Origin of the sequence: Streptomyces minutiscleroticus, from assembly GCF_014650875.1 — a bacterium.
GTDB lineage: Bacteria > Actinomycetota > Actinomycetes > Streptomycetales > Streptomycetaceae > Streptomyces > Streptomyces minutiscleroticus.
The window spans coordinates 1-5,185 of record NZ_BMVU01000134.1; the positions used below are offsets into that span (position 1 = coordinate 1).

At 71.6% G+C, this 5,185-nt stretch carries 1 protein-coding gene and 1 pseudogene; both read left to right on the top strand.

Going from position 1 to position 5,185, the window contains the following annotated elements; all coding sequences use genetic code 11:
- Positions 1–2,796 (top strand): SDR family NAD(P)-dependent oxidoreductase (locus IE271_RS40060; RefSeq protein WP_229919963.1); only part of this gene is annotated, 2,796 nt, incomplete at its 5' end.
- A 28-nt stretch (positions 2,797–2,824) separates the two neighbouring features.
- Positions 2,825–5,185 (top strand): annotated as a pseudogene (locus tag IE271_RS40065) (type I polyketide synthase); the annotation flags it as partial.

The window sequence follows — 5,185 nt, forward strand, 5'->3', positions numbered from 1 at the left end:
AGTCCGCGGTGGGCCGCGGTGCTGGGGGCGGGACGGCCGGTCGCGCTGCCGACCTACGCCTTCCAGCACCAGAGCTACTGGCTCGCCACACCACCGGCCGTAACCAGCGGTGGAACCGGCAGCGACCCGCTGAGGCATCCGATGCTCTCGGCCCGCACCGACCTTCCGGGCACCGGCGGCACCGTGCTCACCGGTCGGGTCTCGACCGACGACAACCCCTGGCTGTCCGACCACAAGGTCATGGGAACGCTGCTGCTGCCGGGCACCGGCTTTGTCGAACTGGCCCTGGAGGCGGCCCGCGTGGTGGGCGCCGAGTCGGTCACCGAACTGGTGCTCCGCGCGCCCCTGGTCCTCCCGGGCGGCAAGCCGCGCGACCTCCAGGTGTGGATCGGACCGGAGGACAGTGAGCGCGAGCTGCACATCCGCTCCCGCGGTGCGGGCGGCGACTGGACCCTGCACGCCACCGGAGCACTCGGCGCGCGCCGTACCACGGAGTTCGCGACGGCCGGCGCCTGGGCGGCCGGCGCCTGGCCTCCCGCGGGTGCCGAGACCGTTCCCGTCGACACCCTCTACGCGGATCTCGCCGAGCGCGGCTACGAGTACGGTCCGGTGTTCCGCGCGGTCACCGGCGTGTGGGCGGACGGCGACGAACTGTTCGCGGAGGTCGTGCTCCCCGCCGCACAGCCCACCACGTTCGGCGTGCACCCCGCGCTGCTCGACGCCTCGTTGCACGCGCTGCTGGTCGCGGGCCGCACCTACGACCCACAGGAGGTGAAGCTGCCGTTCTCGTTCGCGGGCGTCTCCCTGCTGTCCCCCGGCGCCGAGCGGCTGCGGGTACGGCTGAACACCGCCGGCGGACAGATCGACGTACTGGCGGCCGATCAGGCCGGCAACCCCGTCGTCGTCATCGACTCGCTGACCGTGAGGCCGGTGGAACGCGCCCAGCTGGAGAGCGCCCAGAGTGCCGACCTGACCGTCGGCCGGTACGAGACCTCTTGGGAACAGGTGACACACGAGTCCGGTCCGGCCACTGTCCCCGGCACCTGGCTGCTGCTGGGAGACGAACGGGACGAGCTGAACGCGGTGTTCGAGAACGTGGTCCGGCCGGGTACCTGGGACCCCTCCGTGTCGCCGGACGGCGTGCTCGTCCCGGCCGGTGCCGCCGACACCTTGCTGACGGCGCTGCACGAGAGCACCGACATCGACGCACCCGTGTGGTGTGTCACTTCCGGCGCCGTGGCCGTCGGCACGGCGGCCGACCCGGCGGCCGACGTCGACGCGGCGGGCGCCTGGGGACTGGGCCGGGTCGCGGCCCTGGAACTGCCCAAGCGCTGGCGCGGCCTGATCGACGTGCCCGCCGGGTTCGGACCGGCCGACCGGGTCGTGCTGGCCGCGGTGCTGTCCGGCGAGGGCTCCGAGGACCAGGTCGCCGTCCGCGACGGAGAATTGTGGGCCCGCCGGATCGTGCCCGCGGCGAGCGGTACGGCCCGAGCGTGGGCGCCCACCGGAACCGTACTGATCACGGGCGGTACGGGCGGTCTTGGCGGCCATGTCGCCCGCCACCTGGCCGCACGCCTGGACAGCAGGCTGGTCCTGGTCTCCCGCCGGGGCACCGAGGCACCGGGAGCGCGCGAGCTGCTGGCGGAGCTGACCGCCACGGGTGCGTCCGTCGACATCGTCGCGGCGGACGTGACCGACCGGTCGGCCATGGCCGCCCTCGTCTCCTCGCTCGACTCCGCCGGCACCCCCGTCCGGACCGTCGTGCATGCCGCGGGCGTGGTCAGCGACGCCCGGATCGCCGACACCGACGCCGGGGAGCTGCGCGCGGGCATGGCCGCCAAGGTCCGTGGCGCGCTGATCCTCGATGAACTCCTGCCGGACCTGGAGGACTTCATCGTCTTCTCCTCCATCTCCGGGATCTGGGGAGCGGCCGGGCAGGCCGCCTACGCCGCGGGCAACGCCTGCCTCGACGCGCTCGCCCGCCGCCGCCGCGAGCGCGGCCGGCCGGCCACGGCGGTCGCCTGGGGCCCCTGGTCCGGCGGCGGCATGGTGGAGGAGCACCTCGAACGCGAGCTGCGCAGGCGCGGCCTGACCCCGATGACGGTGCCCGCGGCGCTCAAGGCACTGGACGGCGTCGCCGGCACCGGCACCGAGAGCGTGCTGGTGGACATCGACTGGGCGCGCTTCCTGCCCTCGTTCACCGCGACGCGGCCGAGTCCGCTGCTGTCCGCCTTCGAAAGGACCGATGAGCGGCCGGCCGCCGAGGGACGCATCACAACGCTGGCCCAGCGGCTCGGCGCGGTGCCCGAGGAGGGACGGCATGCGGTACTGGTCGACGTGGTGCGCAGCCACATCGCCGAGGTCATCAAGCACCCCGATCACACCCTCATCGACCCGGACCGGGCACTGACGGAACTCGGCTTCGACTCACTGATGTCGGTGGAACTGCGCAACAAGCTCTCCGCATACAGCACCTCGAGGCTCCCCGTAGCACTGGTCTTCGACCACCCGACGCCCAACGCCCTGGCCGCCTACCTGCGCACCGCGGTGGACTTGGACGAGGGGCCCGGCAACGACGGTCCGGTGCTGGAGGACCTCAGCCGCCTGGAGACCAAGGCGCTGTCGGTGCTCACCGACTCCGAGACCCGCGTCGTCCTGGCCACCCGGCTCAGCTCGCTGCTGGACCGGCTCGCCGAACTGGACGCCAGGCCGGTGTCCACCGGGGGCGACGACCTCACCGGGGCGTCCGCCGACGAGTTGATGCGGTTCATCGACTCCGAGCTCGGAAACTCCTGACCCCGATCCAGCCGATAGGTGCGAGAAGATGGCGAACCAAGACGAGCTCGTTGAGTACCTGCGCAAGGTGACGACGGATCTCCAGAAGACCCGGTCGCGGTTGCGGGACGTCGAGGCGAAGAACAGTGAGCCCATCGCGATCGTGGGCATGGGGTGCCGGTTCCCGGGCGGTGTGCGTTCGCCCGAGGGACTGTGGGACCTGGTCAGCGACGGCCGTGACGCCATCTCCGCGTTCCCGTCCGACCGTGGCTGGGACGTGGAGGACCTCTACGACCCGGACCCCGACGCGCAGGGCAAGAGCTATACCCGTGAGGGCGGTTTCCTCGACGGTGCGGACCGGTTCGACGCGGACTTCTTCGGTGTCTCCCCGCGTGAGGCGCAGACCATCGATCCGCAGCACCGGCAGTTGCTGGAGACGACCTGGGAGGCTCTGGAGGACGCCGGGATCCGTCCCGGTGACCTGCGGGGAAGCCGTACCGGTGTGTTCGTCGGGATCATGCACCAGGACTACGGCAGCCGGTTCCGGACCGCGCCCGACGGCTACGAGGGCTTCATCACCAACGGTTCGGCGGCCAGTGCCGCCGCGGGCCGCCTGTCGTACCTCTACGGCCTGGAGGGCCCGGCAGTCACCGTGGACACCGCTTGTTCGTCCTCCCTGGTGGCGCTGCACCTGGCCGTACAGTCGCTGCGCAGCGGCGAGTGCGACATCGCGCTGGCGGGTGGTGCCACGATCATGGCGACGCCGACGTTCTTCGTGGAGTACAGCCGGCAGCGGGTGCTGTCCGCGGACGGGCGCTGCCGTGCTTATGCGGACGACGGCGACGGCGTCGGCTGGTCCGAGGGCGCCGGCGTGCTGGCGGTCGAACGGCTCAGCGACGCGCTCAGGAACGGTCACCGCGTCCTGGCGGTCGTCCGGGGCACCGCCGTCAACCAGGACGGCGCCTCCAACGGCTTCAGCGCTCCGAACGGCCCCGCGCAGCAGCGGGTGATCGAGGCCGCCCTCACCAACGCACGCCTGTCCGCGGACCGGGTGGACGTGGTGGAGGGGCACGGTACGGGTACGCGGCTCGGTGACCCCATCGAGGCCCAGGCCCTGGCGGACACCTACGGCAGGGCGCACAGTGCCGAGAAGCCGTTGTACCTGGGTTCGCTGAAGTCGAACATCGGTCACACGCAGGCGGCGGCCGGTGTGGCGGGTGTCATCAAGATGGTGATGGCGATGCGCCACGGTGTGATGCCGCGCAGCCTCTACGCCGACAACCCCAGCACGGTCGTGGACTGGTCCGCCCGCACCGTCCGGCTCCTCGACGGAGACCGGGCCTGGCAGAACGGTGACGAGCCGCGCCGGGCGGGCGTGTCCTCGTTCGGCATGAGCGGCACGAACGCTCATGTGATCGTCGAGGAGTTCGTGCCGGAGCCTGGTACGGAGGAGTCCGGCTCGTCGGTCGCCCCGGTTCCGGTGGTGGCGGGTGGTGTGGTCCCGTTGGCGCTGTCGGCGAAGTCGGCCGCAGGCCTGGCGGGTCAGGCGGCGGCGCTGCGCGACCATCTTGCTGCCCGCCCCGGGCTGTCGCTGGTGGACGTGGCGCGGTCGTTGGTGACGACGCGTTCGCTGTTCGATCACCGTGCGGTCGTGGTGGGGGAGCGTGCCGAGGTGCTTGTCGCCCTTGACCGGCTGGCGGTGTCACCGTCGGACGTCACCGGTCCCGCTCTGGCGTCCGGGGTGTCCGCGGTGTTCTCGGGTCAGGGGTCGCAGCGTGTGGGGATGGGGCGTGAGCTTGCTGCGGGGTTCCCGGTATTCGCGGAGGCGTTGGACGAGGTGTGTGCTCTGGTGGATCCGTTGTTGGGGCGGGATCTGCGTGGGGTGATGTGGTCGGACGCCGAGGGTGCGGGGGAGGTGTTGGCGCGGACGGAGTTCGCGCAGCCGGCGCTCTTTGTCTTCCAGTACGCCCTTGCCAGGTTGTGGGAGTCGTGGGGGGTGTCGTTCACGGCTGTCGCCGGTCATTCGATCGGTGAGATCGCGGCGTGTGTGGTTGCGGGGGTGTTGTCGCCTGTCGATGCGGCACGGCTGGTGGTGGCGCGGGGGCGGTTGATGCAGGGCCTTCCCGAGGGGGGCGGGATGCTCGCGGTCAATGCCGGTGAGGAGGACGTCGCGGCCGCTCTCGAGGGTGTCGCCGGTGTCGTGGTGGCCGCTGTCAACGGTCCTGATTCGCTGGTGCTGTCAGGTGAGGGTGCGGAGATCGACCGGCAGGCGCGGCAGTGGGGTGAGCGCGGTGTGCGGACCTCCCGTCTGGCGGTCAGCCATGCCTTCCACTCGCCGTTGATGGAGCCGGTGCTGGAGGAGTTCGGCGCGCTGCTGGAGGAACTCGACTTCCACGAGGCGACCTCGACG